General features: G+C 40.8%; 16 protein-coding genes and 2 tRNA genes. 7 read left to right on the forward strand and 11 right to left on the reverse strand.

What is annotated here, in order from left to right:
- Positions 1–477 precede the first annotated feature (477 nt).
- From NDQ71_RS12765 to NDQ71_RS12775, 3 genes are all read right to left on the reverse strand, one after another.
- Positions 478–570 (reverse strand) — tRNA-Ser (locus NDQ71_RS12765).
- A gap of 51 nt (positions 571–621) precedes the next feature.
- Positions 622–712, reverse strand: a tRNA-Ser gene (locus NDQ71_RS12770).
- A 211-nt stretch (positions 713–923) separates the two neighbouring features.
- Entirely contained in the window at positions 924–1,064 is a 141-nt protein-coding gene (locus tag NDQ71_RS12775) for a hypothetical protein (protein ID WP_167542975.1), read from the reverse strand.
- A gap of 322 nt (positions 1,065–1,386) precedes the next feature.
- Here NDQ71_RS12775 and NDQ71_RS12780 point away from each other — a divergent pair, with 322 nt between their 5' ends.
- Positions 1,387–2,241, forward strand: a complete 855-nt coding sequence (locus NDQ71_RS12780) for a diacylglycerol kinase family protein (protein ID WP_192540811.1) — start codon at positions 1,387–1,389, stop codon at positions 2,239–2,241.
- 77 nt (positions 2,242–2,318) lie between these two features.
- Here NDQ71_RS12780 and NDQ71_RS12785 read toward each other — a convergent pair whose 3' ends face one another.
- Complete coding sequence (locus tag NDQ71_RS12785; RefSeq protein ID WP_064666802.1) at positions 2,319–3,254, reverse strand: DMT family transporter; 936 nt, start codon at positions 3,252–3,254, stop codon at positions 2,319–2,321.
- 128 nt (positions 3,255–3,382) lie between these two features.
- Here NDQ71_RS12785 and NDQ71_RS12790 point away from each other — a divergent pair, with 128 nt between their 5' ends.
- The gene (locus NDQ71_RS12790) at positions 3,383–4,840 is read left to right on the forward strand and encodes a PLP-dependent aminotransferase family protein (protein WP_064666803.1); all 1,458 of its coding nucleotides are present in this window, start codon (positions 3,383–3,385) and stop codon (positions 4,838–4,840) included.
- A 64-nt stretch (positions 4,841–4,904) separates the two neighbouring features.
- Here NDQ71_RS12790 and NDQ71_RS12795 read toward each other — a convergent pair whose 3' ends face one another.
- On the reverse strand, positions 4,905–5,702 hold the full coding sequence (locus NDQ71_RS12795; protein ID WP_064666804.1) for a YggN family protein: 798 nt from the start codon (positions 5,700–5,702) through the stop codon (positions 4,905–4,907).
- Positions 5,703–6,109: 407 nt separating this feature from the next.
- On the opposite strand from NDQ71_RS12795, the gene NDQ71_RS12800 reads away from it, so the two are divergent.
- Positions 6,110–6,298, forward strand: a complete 189-nt coding sequence (locus tag NDQ71_RS12800; RefSeq protein WP_029216238.1) for a PA3496 family putative envelope integrity protein — start codon at positions 6,110–6,112, stop codon at positions 6,296–6,298.
- Positions 6,299–6,348: 50 nt separating this feature from the next.
- Here NDQ71_RS12800 and NDQ71_RS12805 read toward each other — a convergent pair whose 3' ends face one another.
- Positions 6,349–6,840, reverse strand: coding sequence for a glutathione peroxidase (locus NDQ71_RS12805; protein WP_192540812.1), 492 nt, complete (start codon positions 6,838–6,840; stop codon positions 6,349–6,351).
- A gap of 67 nt (positions 6,841–6,907) precedes the next feature.
- The gene (locus NDQ71_RS12810) at positions 6,908–7,774 is read right to left on the reverse strand and encodes a LysR family transcriptional regulator (protein ID WP_192540813.1); all 867 of its coding nucleotides are present in this window, start codon (positions 7,772–7,774) and stop codon (positions 6,908–6,910) included.
- A 165-nt stretch (positions 7,775–7,939) separates the two neighbouring features.
- On the opposite strand from NDQ71_RS12810, the gene NDQ71_RS12815 reads away from it, so the two are divergent.
- Positions 7,940–9,094 (forward strand): iron-containing alcohol dehydrogenase, encoded by a 1,155-nt coding sequence (locus tag NDQ71_RS12815; protein WP_192540814.1) that lies wholly within the window; start codon positions 7,940–7,942, stop codon positions 9,092–9,094.
- Positions 9,095–9,110: 16 nt separating this feature from the next.
- On the opposite strand, the gene NDQ71_RS12820 is transcribed toward NDQ71_RS12815, so the two are convergent.
- Together NDQ71_RS12820 and NDQ71_RS12825 are read right to left on the reverse strand one after the other, a co-directional pair.
- A complete protein-coding gene (locus tag NDQ71_RS12820) occupies positions 9,111–9,410 on the reverse strand; it encodes an AzlD domain-containing protein (RefSeq protein WP_192540815.1) in 300 nt (99 codons plus the stop codon).
- Entirely contained in the window at positions 9,407–10,114 is a 708-nt protein-coding gene (locus tag NDQ71_RS12825) for an AzlC family ABC transporter permease (RefSeq protein ID WP_192540816.1), read from the reverse strand. Before NDQ71_RS12825 ends, NDQ71_RS12820 begins: the two co-directional genes overlap by 4 nt.
- Before the next feature lie 123 nt (positions 10,115–10,237).
- On the opposite strand from NDQ71_RS12825, the gene NDQ71_RS12830 reads away from it, so the two are divergent.
- Positions 10,238–10,894 (forward strand): cytochrome b/b6 domain-containing protein, encoded by a 657-nt coding sequence (locus NDQ71_RS12830; RefSeq protein ID WP_192540817.1) that lies wholly within the window; start codon positions 10,238–10,240, stop codon positions 10,892–10,894.
- A gap of 263 nt (positions 10,895–11,157) precedes the next feature.
- Positions 11,158–14,832, forward strand: coding sequence for a S8 family serine peptidase (locus NDQ71_RS12835; RefSeq protein WP_192540818.1), 3,675 nt, complete (start codon positions 11,158–11,160; stop codon positions 14,830–14,832).
- Between the two features lie 882 nt (positions 14,833–15,714).
- Here the strand turns inward: NDQ71_RS12835 and NDQ71_RS12840 are convergent.
- A complete protein-coding gene (locus NDQ71_RS12840; RefSeq protein ID WP_192540819.1) occupies positions 15,715–16,167 on the reverse strand; it encodes a cytochrome c in 453 nt (150 codons plus the stop codon).
- A gap of 124 nt (positions 16,168–16,291) precedes the next feature.
- Positions 16,292–16,762, reverse strand: a complete 471-nt coding sequence (locus NDQ71_RS12845; protein ID WP_192540820.1) for a DUF2721 domain-containing protein — start codon at positions 16,760–16,762, stop codon at positions 16,292–16,294.
- Between the two features lie 251 nt (positions 16,763–17,013).
- On the opposite strand from NDQ71_RS12845, the gene NDQ71_RS12850 reads away from it, so the two are divergent.
- Positions 17,014–21,069 carry a S8 family serine peptidase gene (locus NDQ71_RS12850; protein WP_192540821.1) on the forward strand — a complete coding sequence of 1,352 codons (4,056 nt, stop codon included), beginning with the start codon at positions 17,014–17,016 and terminating at the stop codon, positions 21,067–21,069.
- Positions 21,070–21,215 lie beyond the last annotated feature (146 nt).

Consider the following 21,215-nt stretch of genomic DNA (forward strand, 5'->3'; position numbering starts at 1 on the left):
TTACCACCGTGAATGTCATAAAGCTTGGAGAATTTATACTGAGATGCGAGTCAAACATGGGGATGGGCTTCCTTACGTCCATGTAATCAATCGCGGGAGGCGCTTTGCAGCGGCCCCAAATGTTCCTGACATTTGAAAAAAATACATCCCTATATTTTGCCCTTCGGGCCGCACTGCGTGCGTTTAACTTTGTTCCAGACAAAGTTTGGTCGAACCCTGGTCGAGGGTTCTCACCCGCCTTCATCGGTGTAAAGGTTTCGGGCATAAAACGATAGGCTTTTTAGACTAGTATTAGTGTCAAACGTGGGGATGGGCTTGCTTACGTCCATGTAATCAATCGCTTCGCGACGCTTGCAGCGGCCCCAAATGTTCCTGACATTTGGTCGAACCCTGGTCGAGGGTTCTCACCCGCCTTCTGCCATTTTTAACAACAAAAAAAGCCCCGCAATAAATTGCGGGGCTTTCTTCGTTATTAAATGGCGGAGAAGGAGGGATTCGAACCCTCGATAGAGCTACAAACCCTATACTCCCTTAGCAGGGGAGCGCCTTCGGCCACTCGGCCACCTCTCCGGCGCATAAACTGTCATTTTGATGATCGAGTGAACCACCAAAACGTAATAATGGTGGAGAGATAGGGATTTGAACCCTAGAGGGGCTATAAACCCCTGCCGGTTTTCAAGACCGGTGCATTCGACCACTCTGCCATCTCTCCGTTGGGAAAGAATAATACGCAGGTGATTGGGGTGTGTAAATAGGAAAAAGATCGTTTGCTGTTTTTTTGTTCTAAAAAGTGGTTTTTTTTATAAAAAAGGTGTTTTTAGGGAGTTTAAAGAAGGGGTTGCAGCAAACGAGGGAGCTAAATAAGTAGTTTCATTTAGTGGTTGGGTGTTTGCTGCACCGCTAAAGTAATCATGGTTGGGTGATTACTTGTATTGAACTGCGCCGCCAAGAGCTAGCTTTTTGCCGAAACGGTTTAGTCTGGCAAGCATTTTTGCTTTGCGATTGGTCGGTTTTACTGCAACATGGGTAGCTGCACTTTCGTTTAAAGTATTTACTGGGTTCATTACTTTGCTCCGGGTTATGTCTGTTTTGACAACACGGCTATTTTGACTCTAAATTGCACAAAAATAAAACGATAAAAATTAGGGTGGTCGGATAAAAATAACTAATGTGAAGTGCGGTTATTAACTTGCGGTTAAGTTTGCTTTATTAGTTCGTTTTGCATGGTTATGAATATTTTAAATGTATTAATACTTTAAATATAATGGCTTTATTTTATTTTTGATGTTTTTTATGCATTACAAAATACAAAAAGTGAGTAAGTATTCAGATTAATTTATCTTTTGAAAAGTCTATTTTTATGTTTTTAAGTGGTCGGGTAGTCAGATGCTAATAATTATTAAACCAAGCACGCAAAAAAAGCATAAAAAAAATTGCGCTTGGTTATTAGATCAATGTCAAAAACGTGGCATTGATAACACTATTTTTTATACAACAGGCCATTTTAGTGATGATTGTCAAAAAATAGCGGTTTTGGCGCGGTCACAAAAGCGTGTTGTTGTGCTTGGTGGTGATGGTAGCTTGCATTTAGCTGTGAACGCCTTGATGGCATTAAATTGCTCATTAGCGTTATTACCACAAGGAACAGGCAATGATTTTGCTCGTGGCTTTGGCTGCAGCAACTTGGCTTGGCGTGATGCTATTTTTAGTGATCACGAAGTTAAAATTGATATTGGCCAAATAAATAACCGTTACTTTATTAATATTGCGGGGGTTGGCTTTGATGCGCATGTAGTAAATGCATTGCAAGCTAAGCCTGCATTAACCCCATTAGGCTATAGTTTTGCTGGGTTTAAGCATCTACTAGCCTATCAGGCCGCGCACTTAGAGGGCCGCTTTGCTGGGCAGCAATCTCAGTATCATAACTTAATTACGGTATTTGCTAATTACCATTATTTTGGTGGGGGATTAAAAATAGCGCCTAAAGCACAATTAAATAATGGCTATTTAGAGTGTTACACAATGACAGGACGGGGTTTGCTTGGTAACTTATATAGTTTTATACGCTTATTACTGCGTAACCACCATGGTATGAAAGGGCTTAGTTATCAGCGTTTAAACACTGCGAATATCGATACCCCAGGTTTATTGATAGAAGCAGATGGGGAGCTAGTGGGGATGACCCCAGCTACTGTGACTATTCATCCGCAAGCGCTGCGTTTTTGCATGCCGCAGTGCTAAATTTAGATAATATGTTAGCAATAAAAAAGCGCCTAACAAGTAGGCGCTTTTGGCGTTAGCTACGTTATAAACGTATTCTAACTGGGGATGGAGCGTTTATTGGCAAGTGATGCCTTATGTAACTCGATAAACGCTTTAATTCTTTTTGTGGGTGTTAGTACAATTGCGTTACCCACTAGCACTAAACTAAAACCGATAAATGTATTGGCCTGCCAAATAAAACCTTCAAATAATGTGCTTAAAATCACTGCAACCAATGGAAATAACACAATGACATAACTGGCGCGCTCTGGACCGATATTTTTCAACAACGCAAAGTAACAAGCAAATGCGATGACGGTGCCAAACACTGCTAAATAGACTAATGAATACCAGTAGCTAGCAGGGGCAGAGAAGCTTAAGCTAGCATCAGCCATAAATACATAACATAGTAGTCCAATTGCACTGTAGAGCATGCCCCAGGCATTGCCTTGCATCACACCAATTTGTTGCTGGGAGTTGCGAACACTCACCATATTACCCAATGAAGCCACAAAGGTGCCGGTTAACGCAAGTAGTAAACCGACCAACGCCCCATTACTTAAGTCGAACTGCTGTAATTGTGGCCAGAACAAACTTACGATACCCACAACGCCAATTAATGCACCGCTGTAAATGCGTTTTGCTATGGGTTTACCAAAGAACAGGCGAGTATTTACTATATTCATTAGCAGTAACATTGAAAATGCGATAGACGCCATGGCAGACGTTAAATAGTTTTGTGCCCAATAAAGTACTAAATAATTTAGGCCAAAGTTACACAACGCCAGTAATACAAAAAAACCGTGATCGCGACGGCTATAATTCATAGGTAACTTTTTAACGCTTACCCAAATCCACATTAATATGGCCGCTAAACTAAAGCGATAAAACAGTGATACTTCAACTGCAATGTCACCTAATTGAAATTCAATTGCGAGCCAGGTAGAGCCCCAAATCAAAACTGTTAAAGTATAAAGCGCGATGCTTCTCATGGCCGATCCTAGCGTGTCGATTAAGTGTTTATTTTAATGTGCTTCTGTATACTTAACATATACAGAAAATTAGAAATGCAACCTGTACAGATTTTAACGATTGATAAAACTATTTTGAGAGGCATCAGATGTCATTAGTCGTAAGTAAAAGTAATCATGATTTTTTATACTTGCAAGTTATGCAGCTGATCCGTGAGCTATCAGAGCAAGGCACTTTACTACCCGGTGAAAAGTTACCTTCGCTACGTAAAATGGCCGACAAACTTAAAGTCAGTATTCCAACAGTTAAATTGGCTTATCAATCGCTTGAAGCACAGGGATTAGTAGAGGCACGTGAAAAATCAGGGTATTTTTTAAAGTCATCGGCTACCCAATTAGCGCGACCAAAGCGTGTAAAACTCAGTCGTGAGCCCGTTGCGGTGAATATGCAAGTGTTGATAGAGCAAGTTTATGATGCAATTCACCAAGCGGGGGTGGTGCCATTTGGCATTGCTAATCCGGTGGCGGCAGCGCCAACCGATAAAATGCTCAGTCGGACAATGCGCCGAGTTATGTCGATTGCCGGCAGTCGTGCCATTAATTATGGGGCTATTGACGGATTTGCTCCGCTGAAAAAGCAATTGATCCATCGCTATTTAGATTTTGGTATTGGTGTTGATCCACAAGAGTTGGTGATCACTAACGGTGCACAAGAAGCATTGGCGATTGCCCTTAAGTGTGTAGCAAAAGCGGGCGATGTGATTGCTATTGAGTCACCTTGTTATTTTGGCATTATTGAATTGATCGAAAGTTTAGGGTTGAAAGCACTGGAGATCCCGCTATGTCCTGATGATGGGATCTGGCTTGATGATCTGAGTCAGGCTTTGCAAGATCATGACATCAAAGCCTGTGTTTTCTCTACCTCGATCAATAACCCTGTTGGCAGTTTCATGCCTGATCTTAAGCGTAAAGATCTGGTCGCATTGTTAGAGTCTCATAATGTGGTATTGATTGAAGATGATGTTTACGGTGATCTACATTTTACTGCACAACGAGGCACCCCAGCGCAAGCTTATTCAACGAAAGGCTTAGTGCTTACTTGTGCCTCTTTTTCAAAAACGGCTGCACCGAGTTATCGCGTTGGCTGGCTGATTGCTGGTAAGTTTGCTGCTCAAGCTCGGCGCTATAAACGCGCATTGAGTTGCTCTACTTCGCTGATCAATCAGTGGACGTTATATGAGTTTGTGCAAAGTGGTGAGTACGAACGTAACCTTAAGCTACTCAAACAGCGTTTACGCAACAACAAAGAACGGATGATCTGGTGTTTACAACGAGCGTTTCCGAGCACTGCACGGATCAGTGATCCACAAGGAGGCTGTGTGATCTGGATTGATTTAGGCAGCGGGTATGACAGCGTTAAATTGTTTCAGCTAGCGCTCGAAAACGGGATCAGTATTACTCCGGGCTATATTTTTTCGGCCACCAATAAATACCGTAGTTGCATTAGGTTAAGCTATGGTTTGCCATGGAGTGAAAAACTTGAACAAGCAATAAATAGGTTGGGTGAACTTGTGCATTTAGCTAAAAATAAAAAAGCAGCACCTTAAAAAGAGTGCTGCTAAAGGGATATCAAACTTTTATTGGCTAGTTAATAGTTCGCTTAGAATCTGCTTAGTTATTTTTCTTATAACTAAACAATTGGTAATCTTTTAATTCTGGCACTAGCTTAACCAGTTGTTGCTCTTGCTCTGCAATAGTAGAAAAGTTACCGCACAATGCGTCAGCACGTTTTTCTAATTGATTCGCTTGTTGTTCAACTTTGGCTTCGATTTCTGCCCCCATGTTTTCCATGCGTTGTTCAAAGGCTTGCATATCACCACCTGAGCCCATTAGTTCTGAACCTACCGCCATTAAAATGCTGCCCATTGATTGCATCATCGCTGATTGCACGGCACTTTCTATTTGCTCATCAAACTGGCTTTCAAAGTTTTCACCAAATTGCTGAAAACTCTGCTGTCCCATTACAAATGTGCCTTGTTGATAAAAGGTGTTTTCAACTTCTATTTTAATATCAGCCATTAGATCATTAATGCTATCTAGCCCTTCAATATTGAATGCATTTGCCACTTCTTCAATGGCGACGCCAGCAATTTTTACACCTTCAAGAGCGATGTTCGCAACTTCTGGCAATTGGCTGCGCAAACTATTCGAATACGCCGTGATGGCTTGGCGCTGTTGGCCGTTAAGTGCCACAGTTTGGCCATTTATTTTTAGCTCACCTTGCTCGACAAAGCTCATCGTGTTGTTGTCTGCGGTGAAGATTTCTAGCTCATTTGGTTTGATGCGTACGTCATTTTTGAATTCAACGTCGCAAGAATCGCCACTGAAAGAAATATTAGTCTCATTATCAGTGTGCGCCATTGCCCCTGTAGCAATAAATAAAGAACCGATTAATAGTAATTTTTTCATTTTAATATCCTGCCAATGTGTTGATTTTAACGAGTACGTATTTTTCGTATTTAATACTAATCAAGTTTGATGCCAATAATTTTTAACCTTTAAAAACAATGAATTAATCTATTTTTGTCGGTTTTTAGCAGAGCTAAAAAATAATAATAAAACTACTTTTTAGTCATTTTGACTAATTTTGCCTCGTTAATAAAAGATGTTTATCGTTTCGATAAAAAACTCTCACTTTCCAGAATTAAAATTTAGCGCTATTTATTCACAATATTGACATGACACCATTTTAAGATTGGGTCGTGGCTTTATTTTGGTGCACTTTCGCGATATGAAATTGTGCTGAACATTTTTAATTTCACCAATGACAGTGATAAAAATCCTTAATTGGTCTCAAACACTTTATGGAGTGGGTTGTGGGTAAGACATTTAGTTACGATGCGCTAGATGACGATTTTGTTGAAGACGAGTACGAAATGGTCGGGCGTAATCAACACGACAAGAATAAGCAAAAGGTTAAGAAAAAGTTGGAAGACTACCTTGAGCAAAAACGCTTGCGTAAAAACTTGGGCGAAGATGACTTAGATGAGTATTTAAACGACTAAGTGATAATTTAGATAAAGAGGCAATTTGCCTCTTTATTGCTTTTAGTGGCTCACATGGTGTTGCTTTTAAGGGCTTTAATAATAGCGCCTTCGATTTGCTGCGGCTTTGTAAATGGTGCGAACCGTTTGATTGCCTCACCGTCACGGCCGACTAAAAACTTGGTAAAATTCCATTTTATTTTACGGGTTATAAATCCCGGTAATGCAGATTTTAAGTGCCTAAAAACTGGATGGGCATGCTCGCCATTGACATCAACTTTGCTCATCATAACAAAATCTACGCCGTAATTGATCAGGCACCCTTGCTCGATTTCTTTGGCGCTACCAGGTTCTTGCTTACCAAACTGGTTACACGGAAAACCAATAATTACTAAGCCTTGCTCGGCGTATTTTGCATGTAATTGCTGCAAGCCTTCATACTGTGGCGTAAAACCACATTTACTCGCTGTATTGACAATTAATACGACTTTGCCTGTAAAGTCTGAAAAATCAATTGTCTGACCTTGAAGGTTGCTGGCTGAAAGTTGGTGAAAGTCGTTCATGGTAATCACTTATTATTGTTGTTTGCTAAATTCTATCCTGAGTTGCGACAGACATACAGCTTAAATTCTAATCATTGAACTGTGCTAGCAAATGTTCGATCAATAATCGCACTCGATAAGGCATTAAGTCTTTGCGCGGATAGACTAGCCATGAAGCGTTGTCGGTTACTTGAAATTCATCAAGTAAGGTCACTAATTGCCCCTGTTGAACATACTCATCAACAATATCGGTGGCTAGGTGGGCAATTCCTAACCCTGCTAATGTTGCAGCAAGCAGTGCGCGAGGATGGTTGCTGCGCCAATTGCCCGCAACTTTAACCTCTTTTATTTCATTATTAAAATTAAAACGCCAGCGTTTTCCCAAAGCAATTAAACAATTATGCTCTGCTAACTGATATGGCGTAGTTGGGGTTGAATGCTGCGCTAAATATTCTGGACTGGCCACGAGGGTCATTATGCGGGGGCTAAGTGAGCGTGCTATTAAGTTGGAATCTTGCATACGGCCAAAGCGGATTGCTAAATCAAAGCCTTCTTCGACTAGATCGACATTGCGATTGTTAAAGTCCATATCTACTTCAACCTCAGGGTAGCGCTTTACAAACTCGACAATTTTAGGTGCGACATGACATGCAACAAATTCACCAGCACCAGAAATTCGAATGATCCCTTTGGGCTTACGTTGCTCGCCTTGCAGTTGGTTATTGGCGTCGATTAACTCTTGCTTGATTGCTTTGAGCTTCACGGCATATTCGCGGCCTGCATCAGTGAGGCTTATTTTTCGCGTGGTACGTTGAAATAGCAATGAGCCTAAGCGGTTTTCAAGTTGCTGTACTTGGCGACTAATATGAGATGTGGATACTTCCATGACTTTGGCTGCTTTAGTAAAGCTGCCATGTTCAACTACATGTAAAAATTCATCAAGGCCATGCCACATAAGTTAGTTCTCAAATATTAAGTAATATTAGTTTATAGCATCTATTGTTGCAGCTGTGCAAAAGTGATTCTCCGTCTTGCTCTTTTAATAAATCATTAAACCCCTACAATTATTAAGTCACCTAATTTGGCTCATGAGAGCAAACTGTCAAGCAATGGAGCAAGCATGTTAAATTTTAGTTTTGCAAACCCAACCAAAATTCATTTCGGCGAACAACAAATCGCTTTAATTAAAAATGAGATCCCAGCAGACGCAAAAGTACTGGTTACTTATGGCGGCGGTAGTATTAAAAGTAATGGCGTTTATGATCAAGTCGTTGATGCGTTAAGTGAGCATACGTGGTTTGAGTTTCCTGGCATTGAGCCTAACCCAAGTTATCAAACATGTATGAAAGCCGTTGCTTTAGTGAAAGAAAAACAGATTGATTACATTCTTGCTGTGGGTGGTGGTTCAGTCGCTGATGGCAGTAAGTTTATCGCTGCGGCGGCAAATTATGATGGTGAGCCATGGGATATTTTATCAAAAGGTGGCGAGATTAAATCTGCTATTGCGCTTGGTGTGGTATTAACCTTACCTGCAACCGGTTCTGAGTCAAACGGTAATAGTGTTGTTTCAAACCTGGATACTCATGAAAAACTTGCCTTTGCCAGCCCTCTGGTATTGCCAAAGTTTGCAGTGCTTGATCCTGCAGTGACTTTTTCATTACCGAACCGCCAAGTGGCGAACGGCATTGTTGATGCATTTGTGCATACTATGGAGCAGTATTTAACTTATGATGTAGGTGCTAAACTGCAAGATCGTTTCGCTGAAGGCATTTTAATGACCTTAATTGAAGAGGGTCCTAAAGCGTTCAGTGAGCCTGACAACTATCAAGTACGTGCAAACATTATGTGGTCAGCAACAATGGCACTGAATGGCTTAATTGGTGCGGGTGTGCCACAAGATTGGGCTACTCATATGATAGGCCATGAAATGACCGCTATGTATGGTCTTGATCACGCGCAAACGCTTGCGATTGTGTTACCACGGATGATGGCTGAGCAAAAAGAAACTAAGCGCGGTAAAATCTTACAGTACGCAGAGCGTGTATTAGGATTAGACATTAGTGATGAAGATGCCGCGATTGAGCAGGCAATTACTGCCACTGAAGCGTTTTTCCACAGTGTGAATATGCCAACGCGTTTAAGTGATTATCAGTTAGGCGAAGAAGTTGCTGATAAAATTGTTGAGCAACTTGAACGCCATGGTATGACGGCTATTGGCGAACGTGGGCAGGTCACTCTAGATAAAAGCCGCGCTATTTTATTAGCCAGCGTTTAAATTAGCCAAAAAGAGGCTAATTTAAGATCAAAAATAAACCCATACCAACTAAGGTTGTGTAGTAAATATTGTGTGTTTTATAGGCGACAATAATGGCTGCCACAGCGGCGCTAAGGTATGGGTTTTGCCAATCTACATTTATTCCATCATCGGTTACAAATACAATTGGTACCCAAATCGCTGTTAAAACAGCTGGCGCGCTAAAGCTTAAAAACTGCTGCATTTTTGGGCCAACTTTAAATGGTAGGGCGCGATGTAAAAATAAATAGCGGGTAAAAAAGGTGATACAGGCCATTAATAGAATCGTGGTCATCATACGATTTGCTCCGTTTTAGTTTGCGCACGACTAATAACATAGCCCACGGTCATCGCAGTTAATGCTGCGGTTACCAGCCATAATTCAAAGCCTTGGCTTTTAAGTAGCGTTGCCATCACTCCCGCGGTGATGACCGTTGCTAATGTGGCAAGGTTTTTAATGCCTGGGATCACTAAAGCAATAAAAGTTGCGGCGATAGCGAAGTCGAGGCCAAGATTAGTTAAATCCGGTAGTAAACTGCCCGCCACGATGCCAATTAAAGTCCATAAATTCCATGCGATATAAAAGCTAAATCCAGCACTGAGGGCATAAACTAATCGCAGTTTGGTGCGATACGCTTTACGGTGATGGGAAAATGCAAATAACTCGTCGGTCAGTACAAAACTGACCGGTAAACGCCAACGCATAGGCTGATCAATCACTTTATGGCGCACTGCCAAGCCATATAAAAAGTGCCGTGAGCTAATAATAAAGGTGGTAAATAAAATGGTCAGTAATGGCGTGTTACCCGCGATAAGCTCAATGGCAACGAGCTGCGCTGAGCCTGCGAATACCAGTAATGACATAGCCTGAGTTTCAATAGCAGTAAAGCCATTTTGGATTGCCAAAGAGCCACATAATATGCCCCATGGGATCACTGCTAAACACAACGGTAGCATATCTAAAAAGCCTTTTATGAGTGCGCGTTTGCTGCTAAGTGACATTAATATTATTCATTACGGTAATTAATGCCCTTAGTCTGCCATAGATCAATTAACCCTGAACAGCAAAGATGCTAAATTAACAAAAGTTTGAAATAATAAGCTTTTACGCAAAAGAGATTAAACATGCACAAAATTAAAGTATGGGATGGCTTTATCCGCAGTTTCCATTGGTTATTAGTGATTGCTATTGCAACGCTGTATTTTAGTGCTGAAGAAGGCATGATGGAACTACACTTTGTGGCTGGCTTTTTCACCTTAGCGCTGTTGTTAACTCGTCTTATTTGGGGAGTAATAGGGAGTAAAACGGCTAAGTTAACGGCACTGATTCACTCACCGAGAGCTGTACTTAAGTCTTTGCAACATGGTGATGCCAAGCTGGGCCATGGTGCTGCAGGTAGTTACATGGTGATTGCATTTTTTATTTTACTATTAGTGCAGCTACTCAGTGGCTTAATGACCACTGATGATATTTTAACGGATGGTCCGCTGGTGCAATATGCATCAAGCCAAGTTGTCGAATGGGCAGGTTGGCTGCATCATAAAAACTTTGATCTACTATTCTACGCGATTATTTTGCACGTAGTGGCGATTGTTATTTATCGCCTAAAAGGCAAAAAACTAGTCAAAGCGATGGTTACGGGCTATAAAGAAAAGCAAAGTCTAGCTCAAACTAATCAAGTTACTAAAGCACCATGGTTAGCCTTTGTTATTTTTTCCATAATATTAATTGTATTAATGCTTAGTTGGGGTAGAGATTCACTGAGTTATTTGTTCAGTTAAGTCTTAGAATGTAGTAAAGCAATGCTGTTGATTAAAGGCTTTTATCTAGTTGTTTTATGATAAAAGTCTACCCCCACTGTGTTTACAATTATTTACATCGCAAGTTGTTGTTATTTATTTTGTTTTTCATATTCAAGGATATATTAGTACCCTGTTTGTTGCTTTTGTGATTGAATCGGTGTTGGTGTTAACGGTTTTTTGCCAATTTGTGGCTTTATTTGTGTGTGACACCAATTAAAATAAAAACACTTCTAGGGGAATATATGTCTAAAATAATAAAAATCTCAGCTGTTGCAGCTGCAGTTGCTATTACATTTTCAGCAACTAGCACAATTGCAGCTACTACTTTTGATAAAGCTTATGGATCAGAAACTTCAAATATAAAGCAATACTCCAAAGATAAAAGTCAGCAAATCCAAACCCGCTATATTGTACAATTAGAGGATGAGCCTCTAGCGACTTATAGAGGTGGTGTAGTTGGTTTAATGGCTACCTCTTCATTAGTCACTGGTGATAGTAAAGTTCAATTAGCCTCAAAAGCAGCTGTACAATATAAAAGCTATTTAAAAGCAAAACAAAAGCAGCTTTCTCGAAGTATTACACAAGTAAGTGGGGCTAGAGTATCGAAGACATTTGATACTTTGTTTAATGGTGTTGTTGTTGAAGGGAAACCTGGTCAACTAGCTAAATTGTCATCATTACCTGGCGTTAAAAAGGTATTTTTAGATACCGAATATCATGCAGTCATGGACGCATCAATTGATGTGATCAAGGGTGTTGAAGCTTGGCAAGCATTGGGTGGTCAATCCGAAGCGGGTAAAGGTATTAAAGTTGCTGTAATTGATTCAGGTATCCGTCCCGAAAATCCAATGTTCTCTGCAGACGGTTTTGGTGAGCCTGAATTTACGGCTGAAGAGCAACAGTATTTAACTGACAATCCTGACTACTGTCGAATTCCAACTGGTGATGCTAGCTTCTGTAATAATAAACTTATTGTTGCACGTGCATTTGGACCCACTCCAGGTAGTATTCATCCTGATGAATACTTATCGCCTTTAGGATATGACGGGCATGGTACTCACGTTGCAGGTACTGCTGTAGGTAACCCTGTTGAGATTACATATCAAGGCAGTAACCTTGCTATTTCTGGTGTTGCACCTGCTGCGCAACTATTAGCTTATAAAGCGCTTTACCACACCATTGATGATCGCGCTAGTGGGACTACTTCAGCGCTTATGTCTGCCCTCGAAGCTGCTATTGCCGATGGCGCTGATGTAATTAATAACTCTTGGGGTGGAGGTGCCGGTGGTAACCCTGCAACAAGTGCTTATGCAGATTTATTTAAAGCAGCAGAAGAAGCCGGTGTTGTAGTTGTTACTGCCGCAGGTAATGATGGTAATGCACCACAAACTATCGGTTGCCCAAGTTGTATTGAATCTGGCTTAACAGTCGCAAATACGCAAACAGGTCGTTTTTTCTCGCAAACAGTGGAAGTTGCTGGCGAGTCTTACATGACAACTGAGGGTAGTAATGGTTTGTTAAAATCAGTACTTGAACTACCAATAATTTCAGCCCAAGTGATTGCACCTGATAACTTTGAAGGTTGTGAAGAATTTGCCGAAGGCGTTAGTTTTGCTGATTCTGTAGCGCTTATTTCTCGTGGTACTTGTTCGTTCTCAATTAAAGCAGCGAATGCAGAAAAAGCAGGCGCTAAAGCTGTCATTATTCATAATAATGTACCTGGCGGTGCAATGGGTATGGATATGGGGGATGCGACAATACCTGCTGTTGCTGTAAGTCAAGAAGATGGTGAAAGTTTTGTTGAGTTATTAACGAATGCAGAAGATATGTTGATAGCACGTCTTGATCCTACGGTAACTAGAACCATTGTTGAAAAATTTACAGATGCAGTGAACTCTTCAAGTTCACGAGGACCTAATGGCGAGCCTAATTTCTTAAAGCCTGATATAGCAGCTCCAGGAACTGATATTCTATCAGCATTCTCTCCAGATGAAGGAAATGGCATAACATTTAGTTCGTTGACTGGTACTAGTATGGCGAGTCCGCATGTTGCAGGTGCTGCAGCATTAATGAAACAAAAACATCCACAGTGGAATGCTGTACAAATTAAAACGGCACTGATGAGCACATCTAAAATGGATGGCTTACACAAAGAAGATTTAATTACTGAGGCAGACCCTTTTGATGTAGGTGCTGGTCGACTAGACATACCAAGCTCTTTTGATGCCGCACTGACATTTGGACATGGCTCATATGCCGATCCAAGTTGCTTAAATGTATGTAGTTTTTCTAATACGATGACTAATATGCTTGCTGAAGCTGGTGAGTGGAGCGCTAAAGTTGTTACTGATATGGCTGGGGCTGAAATTAGCGTCTCACCAAATGTAATAAACTTAGGTGCACTAGGCAGTGAAAATGGAGGTGATACTGCAGAGTTTAATCTTGATATTGATACTACCTTTAATAGCGTCAAAGGCTGGAATTTTGGTCATGTAGTATGGGCTCATACGTCAGGAAAAGTAGCGCACCTGCCATTTGCAATTCATGATGATGAAACAACTAATGCAAGTGTGTTTAAAGTATCTGTCGATGCTGATTCGTTAAACTCTTACACGCCAGCAAAAGTTAATGTTGAGTTTAATAACACGGTATATAGCGATGACTTTGAAGTCAATATTGCACTAGGTGAAAATGCAGAAATGTTAAGTGGCTCTCAGCCAGTAGCGACTGTTACAAATGGCTCAGGCGAACTCACTTTAAGCGATGATAAACGTACTATCAATTGGCAGGGGGCACTGACAAGAGAAAGCTTTGTCATTGAGAGTGAAGACTTTTTAGGTACTACATCCTTAACAGGTTTCGACATTGAACCCTTCGCATGTACAGGTGATTGTGATGAATTTAGTGTCAAAGTAAATGCAAACTTTATATTTGATGGTCGTGAATACTCATCTTTTACAGTTTCTGATAATGGTTTTATTGCAGTTGGTGATGCAGATACTACAAACTCATTTTCTCCTCAGATGATGCCTGATGCAAAAACTCCTAATGGCGTGATTGCTCCATTGTGGGCTGATTTTGATTTAGCTGGAGGTTCTACAGGTGGTGGGCAACTGTATCTTGGTTCACTCAGTAATGCTGCCGGAGATGTTTTTTATATTGTAGAATGGCATAACGCTGAGTTATATGAGGGCACTGGCGAGCAATATACTTTTCAGGTAATAATCACTGAAGGTACAGATGAAATCCGTATTAATTATATTGATGTACCACAGCTTCCAAGCGTTTATTCAGCAGGTGTTGAATCTGTTGATGGAAAAATTGGCGCGCAACTTGAGAATATCCCAACCGGTAATAACATTGGTAAAGGGTATATCCTTAATAAAGCTGAGGGTGGCTCTGTAGCGGTTGACTTCCAAGTGTTTGCAAAAGACCGTAGTCATTTTACTGCTAGCGATTCAGTTGTTGTTGATGAAGAGCAAACGGTTACTATTGATGTGCTTGAGAATGATTTAGCTGAATCTCGCTTTGTGTTTGATGCAAAAGCATCTTCAGAAACTTCAACGTCAGAATTTTTAGCTCATAAAGGCGCTCGAATCAAAGGTAGTCTTGAGGCATCAACAGTTAAAGTTGCTGCGCAGCCTAGTAATGGCAGCGTTGTAGTGAATGATGACGGCTCTATTGACTATACACCTAATAGTCAATTTTCTGGCGAAGATAGCTTTACTTATACCGTACGCGAAGCTTCAGGCACAACGTCAGCTGAAACGACAGTATCTATAACTGTAAATGATACAATTGCTCCACCTCAACCTGAACCTGAAAAAGAAACGGGCAATGGTTCATCAGGTTCGTTAGGTTGGTTAATCTTGTTAGCTACACCACTTACAATGCTGCGTCGTCGTATAAAAAAATAGTTCGATGGTGGTATTAAAAAAGTAGTTGTAGAAATAAGTAGTGTCATTTAGCTGGATGCTACATTATGCATCGAACAGGCCTGATTCCGATACTTAATCGGATTCAGGCTTTTTAATTTCAAATTATAGTGCGCTTATATCCATCTGACTTCGCACCCATATACTACAGCAAGCACAAATCATTCAGACCCCTAAAGCCTCATAGTTAATTCCATCACATTTTTATTCTGAATGGGATTAGTTGTCTGGCATGCCATGTCTAGCAACTGTTACTTTTGTATTTGAAATACACCCATATAATTTGAGGTTTATCTGAGTTCATAAGCATTGCCTACATTTATCAACATAACAAGGTTCATTTTCTTGCGCCAATGAATCGTTTTTATATACCACTAAGGAGAGTCTAAATTAGCCTTTTCATCAGTGTGCTTTATTTTGAGGAAAGGTAAGAGCCTACGTAGTGCAGTTCTGCCCTATAAGTATTCGATAACGCAGCATAAATGCCAAACATGTGCGCGCTGCCAGGAAGTTTCTACCTAAGGGACGGTTAACTCTTTGCTACTTTACATGGTGTAAGTAATGGCGATAGCAGGATACCGTAGCTAACTCGGTTTTTACTTAGCCCACAAGGTTACAAACCTTGAAGCGAGATTAAATTTCCTTAATAAACAGCTGATTAGTAGTATGCTTGCTGAGGTGATAAATTAAACATGAATTCATGTTATGTGGAATATTTTTAGTTTGCACCTAGCTAGTCGTAATTTTGCTCTGTAATGTATCTAGACATAAAAACCCCAGTAAGTTGCACGTCCGATCATTGGATCGCTTCAAAGCAGCTTAGAATTAGTACAGATTAAGCTGCTTTTATATGTTTAAATTTAATTAATCTTTAAATGATGTGTGGCAATCTTTACAGCCTTTAGCCCATGGGCCAAACGCTTTAGCGATTACTTTTTTATCGCCCGTTTGTGCTGCAACGGCAAGTTCGTCAGCGTATTGCTGGAACGCTGCGGCTTTTTTCATGAAAGTTTCGTTATCACTCCAAATGGCTGGCAACGCAGATGTATCACCTTTGTCTGAGCCTGCAACAAACGCTTCCCAAGGCATTTTTGCTAATGCCGCGGCATTATTCGCACGGTGTTTAAAGCGCTCCGCATCAAAAGGCACTTTGCCTTTTAACATATCGCCCATATCGCCAATTTGGACACGGATCATTGAAAACGCTGCTTGGCGATATTCAATTGCGTCACTTGGCTTTTCAAATGCTGAATTGGCAGTTGCACCAAATGTGAGTGCACTTAGTGTTGCACCTAAAAGTAATTGCTTTAATTTCATTCCTTTTGCCCCTTATTAGTAATTCATTGCTTGAATAGAATAGCTGCTGTTGTATATCAGCAAGTTCGATTATTCAAGTTTATTGCGGTTAAACTGAACTGCTATTGAACTTAATAATTAAAATCTAATCATTGATATCAATATCAGCAAATATCATTCCTCTGCGCATGCTTCTAGTTGCTAAGAATACTTCACCTAGTAGCGACATAAAGGCACAAATAAGTAATGCCATTGCACCAACAAAACAGCTGCCAATAGTAACACCTAAATTAATAGATTGAATATGCGATAAAAACAGTAGCATAACCACTGCACATACAAGCACAGCACTTAATACACTTAAGCTAAAGGCAATATGAATACAGCGAGAGCGTTTTAACAATGCTCGTAGCTCAGTGGTTAGCGACGAATTAAATTCTTCATCGGTACTGACTTTTAATTTACGTTCAAGTTGGCGAGCACGGTCTGTAATACGCGCTAAACGGTTAGAAAGCACCCCGAGAGTTGCCGCGATACCGGTTATTAAAAAAACGGGAGCTACGGCAGTTTGGATTACTTTTGCCATAGTTAAAATATTTATAACGTCGGAGTTCATTGTTTCTCTATTCGGATTTTAGGTTACATTTGTTTACAATGGTTTACAATGGTTTACATTTTGTTTTTTGTGGTTTTAATTATATTTAACAGTGAGTTAATTTAATTCTGTGTAGCTTGATTATGATTTATGTAATTTGTATGTAATCGAACTGTTGTTATTTTGGGTTGCTAAGCTCTATATTAGACCCTCACTTATTTTTCGATCATTTATAAGTAGAATAATACATAACATATCCTAGGGGAAATATCATGTCTAATAATTTAATCAAAAGAACGGCGATTGCAACCGCCGTATCTAGTATCTTAATTGCTGGCGCTGTAAATGCAAATACAACAACTAATAGCGCACTTAAACATACTAGCTACACACCGCTATCACAGGCTGATGTTGCTAATAAAAATGAACCATCAGCGTACTTAGTTGTACTTAAAGCAACTACTGCAGCTGACATGATGGAGCAGGGTGTATACCGTGTTTCTGAGGCTCGTCAAAGCTACGATAATGTTGCAGCGTTACAAAGCCAAGTTCAAGATAAGCTTTTTACTCTTGATAGTAATGTAAAAGTACTTGGCTCAACTAAAATACTGGCGCCTACACTTATCGTACAAGCTAGCCAAGGTGCATTGGATCGTATTTCGCAAGATTCTCGCGTAGAACGTGTATTACCTATGTTTGATTATGATTTACATGTTGCGGCAACAGCTGATTATATTAAGGCATCACCAATTGTAACCAGTGGAACGCATACAGGTGCAACACAAACAGTGGCGGTATTAGATACCGGTATCGATTACACACATAAAATTTTTGGTGGTGAAGGAACTGTTGAAGCGTATGAAGCGGCTCAAGCAGATCCAACTGCTGTCACTTGGCCACAAGGCCAAGTTATGGGTGGTTATGACTTCATGCGTGACGATGCCGACCCAATAGAGAATGATCCATCAATTGCACCAGCAACTGGTGATGCTACTAGTCACGGTACATCGGTTTCTCACTCTGTAACCGGTATTGCTCCAGAAGTAGAGCTTTATGTGTATTCAGTATGTGGCGGCGGTTGCCCTAGTGCAGCACAGGTTTCTGCATTAGAAGCGGCGATGGATCCAAATGGTGATGGTGATTCATCAGACCGTGTTGATGTAATCAATATGTCTCTAGGTGGAGAGTTCGGTGATACTTACATCGGTGGTGGCACTCAATTCTTAATTCAGCAAGCTGTGGAGGCAGGCGTAAACGTTGTAATCTCCGCGGGTAACGATGGTGATCATCCGTTCCGTATCGGTGGCCCATCGACAACGCCTAATGCGCTTTCAGTCGGCGCAATGACGCATCCTGCAAACGACATTGCAGTTGCATCGGGTACTATTGCGGGTGAAGAGACAATCATTCAGCCTTCAGGTTTTGGCCCGCAAACGGCTTTTGTTATGACGGATGCTGATGCTGAAGTTGTTTACCCAGATGAAAACCAAGATGGTTGTGTTGAATTCTCTGCAGAAACTGACTTTACCGGTAAAGCAGTTATTATTGATCGTGGTGCATGTAACTTTACTCAAAAAGTTTTAAGTGCTCAAAACCGTGGTGCAGCATTTGTATTTATTGCTAATAATACCGATGATGGTACGCCAGCACCTATGGGTGGTTTTGATGCGGAAGTAACAATTCCAAATGTTGGGATCAATTTTGCTGCAGGTGCTGCAATGAAGGCGGCACTTACCGCTGGCGAATTACCTACTTACAATATTGAGGTTGAGCGTAAAGTAACAGCCGGTGCTGTAGCTTCTTTCTCATCGCGTGGCCCATCAATGGATGGTTTATTAAAACCTGAAATTACCGCGCCAGGTACAGCGATTATGGTTGCAGCCACGGGTACGCAAGATCAACTTGCCCCAGCTACAGGTACTTCATTTTCTGGTCCTATTACAGCAGGTGCAGTTGCACTTGTGCGTGAAGCGCACCCAGAACGTAGCGCGCTTGAAATTAAAGCGACGATTATGAACGCTGCGGACTTAAACGTGACTGTTGAGCCACTTAGTCTTAACCCAGATTCGCCGCTTGCACCAATTAGTTTAATTGGTGCTGGTTTAGTTGATGTGGAAAAAGCAGTTAACCTTCCGGTTGCTGCATGGGTTGAAGATACGATATTTGACACCAAACAAGCTGCATTATCATTTGGTTTAGAGCGCATGACTGAAGTAACGAGCTTTACTAAAACTGTGACGCTGAAAAACTTCTCGGATGAAGATAAAACATACGACCTTCGTATTGAAGAGCGCTACATGAACGATGTTGATAGTGGTGCGGTAAGTTTTGATATTCCTCGTAATGTTACTGTGGCAGCAAATGCAGTAACAACATTTGATGTAACTATGACTGTAGATCCAACTAAGTTACCTGCTTGGACTCTAGATAATCCATTTAGCCAAGATGATCTAGCGGCTCGTAGTCCGTCACTGACTATGGCTGAGTTTGATGGTGCCTTAGTGTTCGATGACACTTCAACAGCAGATACAGACCATGATCTCCATATTGTTTACCATGCATTGCCTAAAGCGGGTGCTGAGTTAGCTTTCTCATATGAAGAAGTGAATGGCATTGGCGAGTTAGTAGTGACTAATATAGGTGCGTCAGTTGCAATGCCAGGCGCCGAGTCTGTGATTGCTACAAGTGTAGAAAACCGTGATGCAGACTTTGATATTCTCACAACTACATTTGCTGCTTATGCGTCTGAGACATGTGATTCAGGTGTTTTCATCACCACTTCAATTCAATTACGTGATGAGATTACCCATATGCGTCAAATCGGTGTTCGGATGAATCTCGATATTGATAATGACGGTGTTTATGATCATGTGATGATGAACTATAACGATGTAGGTCGTACTGCTGCTATCCCAGGACGAAGCCGAACAGTCATTGGCGAAATTGACTCTGACGGTGCGGACCAATTGATGTGGCTTACACCTATGTACCATTCTGCTGGTGAAGATACAGTGACTTTCTCTGGTTGTAGTGAGTTAATGGGCTTAAATGCGAATATGCTCGGTAGCACAATTAACATTGCTGCTTCAGTAGGTTACCCAAATTATCAAGCGGGTGTTTTCTCCGAGACTGATAGTGTAGTTGGGTCTACCGTATTTACAGGTAACCCAGCAGTTTCTCTAGAGTCGACAGAAGATGCCGAAGTTAAATTGTCACAGCTAGCTCCAGGACAAAAAGCGGTTGTTAGAGCCAATGGTAACTTTGCATTGACCTCTATTGCTGGCACTGATGTTTATATTAATTCTGTAACGGGTGTTCCAGCAGTCCCTGCTGTTCCTAATATTGTAGCTAGTGAGTTTGCTATAAATGAAACGGCACTTGATGGTATTACTATTGGCCGTGTGAGTTTCGAAGAGACTCCAGCTCTGCGTATTACGAATTTTGCTCTTGTGAATATGTCTGCACCAGGCTTAATGCTTGATGCTGAAACTGGCGATATCATGATTCAAGATACTAGTATGTTAGATTTTGAATCTGATGTTAAAGAAATAATTTTAACAGTGAAAGCTACTGATTTACTTGGTAGTGAATCAGCAGAAGCGGATATTAAAGTAACGATTACTAATGATGCTGATGAGTTGCCTGTTGTCGCTAAAGGTCAAAACTTCAGTGTTATTGAGTCTGCAGCTGAAGGAACTGTGATTGGTCTTCTTGAGCACAGTATATTTGAAAGTGCTGCGACGACTGTTACTGGTGGCACCGTGGCAAACACAAACTCAATTAGCATCAATGAAAAAGGTGAGTTAGTTGTTACCGGTAGCCTAAGTTACTATGAGACTCCAACTCTGACTCTTGATGTAACAGTAATGGATGATAGTGGTCTAGAGTCTGAAATCGTTCAGGTTATGCTAAATGTTACTGCTGATCCTAAATCTCATGCTCCAGTCATAGAAGGTGGTCAAAAATTCAGAACTGATGAAAATGTTGCCATTGGTACTGTGCTGGGTCAATTAGCCTTCTCTGATCCAGATATGGATATTTCACCAATTACTCGCTTTATTGTATCGGGTACAACATTAGTTCGCGTTGAGCTGGACGGTTCAATTGTAACTATGGGTGAAATTGATTATGAGTTTGATGAAGAAATTGTCTTTAGTGTTCAAGCTGAAGATAGTAAAGGTTATGTATCGAAAGCTGTGAGCGTTGAGATTGACGTTAATAATCTTCGTTCTAACGATGACGATGATAACGATAGCTCAGGTTCATTAGCGTGGTTAACATTACTTGCAGCACCTTTCGCATTTATGCGTCGTCGCAAACAAAAGTAATCACTGAAGTAATTGTTACTTATCAGTAACTGAAAATGCAATATAAAGGGAGCTTAGGCTCCCTTTTTACATTGTTTTACAAACTGATATAGGTAACTAGACAGTACTTAGATATATTGCTAGTAGTGAAACAATAATAACTTTAG

Origin of the sequence: Pseudoalteromonas sp. KG3, from assembly GCF_030436385.1 — a bacterium.
Taxonomy (GTDB): domain Bacteria; phylum Pseudomonadota; class Gammaproteobacteria; order Enterobacterales; family Alteromonadaceae; genus Pseudoalteromonas; species Pseudoalteromonas prydzensis.

Excerpts from the sequence above, each read along its gene's own strand:
- NDQ71_RS12775 (WP_167542975.1), bottom strand. The coding sequence starts at position 1,064 with ATGAACCCAGTAAATACTTTAAACGAAAGTGCAGCTACCCATGTTGCA.
- NDQ71_RS12780 (WP_192540811.1), top strand. The coding sequence starts at position 1,387 with ATGCTAATAATTATTAAACCAAGCACGCAAAAAAAGCATAAAAAAAAT.
- NDQ71_RS12785 (WP_064666802.1), bottom strand. The coding sequence starts at position 3,254 with ATGAGAAGCATCGCGCTTTATACTTTAACAGTTTTGATTTGGGGCTCT.
- NDQ71_RS12790 (WP_064666803.1), top strand. The coding sequence starts at position 3,383 with ATGTCATTAGTCGTAAGTAAAAGTAATCATGATTTTTTATACTTGCAA.
- NDQ71_RS12795 (WP_064666804.1), bottom strand. The coding sequence starts at position 5,702 with ATGAAAAAATTACTATTAATCGGTTCTTTATTTATTGCTACAGGGGCA.
- NDQ71_RS12805 (WP_192540812.1), bottom strand. The coding sequence starts at position 6,840 with ATGAACGACTTTCACCAACTTTCAGCCAGCAACCTTCAAGGTCAGACA.
- NDQ71_RS12810 (WP_192540813.1), bottom strand. The coding sequence starts at position 7,774 with ATGTGGCATGGCCTTGATGAATTTTTACATGTAGTTGAACATGGCAGC.
- NDQ71_RS12815 (WP_192540814.1), top strand. The coding sequence starts at position 7,940 with ATGTTAAATTTTAGTTTTGCAAACCCAACCAAAATTCATTTCGGCGAA.
- NDQ71_RS12820 (WP_192540815.1), bottom strand. The coding sequence starts at position 9,410 with ATGATGACCACGATTCTATTAATGGCCTGTATCACCTTTTTTACCCGC.
- NDQ71_RS12825 (WP_192540816.1), bottom strand. The coding sequence starts at position 10,114 with ATGTCACTTAGCAGCAAACGCGCACTCATAAAAGGCTTTTTAGATATG.
- NDQ71_RS12830 (WP_192540817.1), top strand. The coding sequence starts at position 10,238 with ATGCACAAAATTAAAGTATGGGATGGCTTTATCCGCAGTTTCCATTGG.
- NDQ71_RS12835 (WP_192540818.1), top strand. The coding sequence starts at position 11,158 with ATGTCTAAAATAATAAAAATCTCAGCTGTTGCAGCTGCAGTTGCTATT.
- NDQ71_RS12840 (WP_192540819.1), bottom strand. The coding sequence starts at position 16,167 with ATGAAATTAAAGCAATTACTTTTAGGTGCAACACTAAGTGCACTCACA.
- NDQ71_RS12845 (WP_192540820.1), bottom strand. The coding sequence starts at position 16,762 with ATGAACTCCGACGTTATAAATATTTTAACTATGGCAAAAGTAATCCAA.
- NDQ71_RS12850 (WP_192540821.1), top strand. The coding sequence starts at position 17,014 with ATGTCTAATAATTTAATCAAAAGAACGGCGATTGCAACCGCCGTATCT.